Source organism: Pseudomonas fluorescens, assembly GCF_902497995.1.
Taxonomy (GTDB): domain Bacteria; phylum Pseudomonadota; class Gammaproteobacteria; order Pseudomonadales; family Pseudomonadaceae; genus Aquipseudomonas; species Aquipseudomonas fluorescens_BK.
On sequence record NZ_CABVII010000069.1, the window covers coordinates 1 to 541 of the forward strand.

Here is a 541-nt window from a genome sequence, read left to right on the forward strand (position 1 = left end):
CCACCTGCCTGGTCAACCCGCGGGCGTGCTACGAAACCGAACTCAATTACCTGCCGGTCAAGCAGATCAAAAAGGTCGCGGTCGTCGGCGCAGGCCCCGCGGGTCTGGCCGCTGCAACCGTGGCCGCCGAGCGCGGGCATCAAGTGACCTTGTTCGACTCGGCCAGCGAGATCGGCGGCCAGTTCAATATCGCCAAGCCCGTGCCGGGCAAGGAAGAGCTCTTCGAGACCCTGCGTTATTTCCAGCGCAAATTGCAGACCACCCACGTCGAGCTGTGCCTCAATACCCGTGTGGACGTTGCGCAACTGGTAGCGGGTGGTTATGACGAGGTGATCCTGGCCACCGGCATCGCACCGCGTACCCCGGCGATTCCCGGTGTCGACAACGCCAAGGTCCTGAGTTACCTGGACGTGATCCTTGAGCGCAAGCCGGTGGGCAAGCGCGTGGCGGTGATCGGCGCCGGTGGCATCGGTTTTGACGTGTCTGAATTCCTCGTGCACCAAGGCGTCTCCACCAGCCTGGATCGCGAGGCGTTCTGGAA

The 541-nt window shown here is 63.2% G+C and carries 1 protein-coding gene; it reads left to right on the forward strand.

Annotation, left to right across the window (positions count from 1 at the left end; genetic code table 11):
• The coding region (locus tag F8N80_RS30940; RefSeq protein ID WP_150785341.1) for an NAD(P)/FAD-dependent oxidoreductase at nucleotides 1-541 on the forward strand (541 nt) is incomplete at both ends.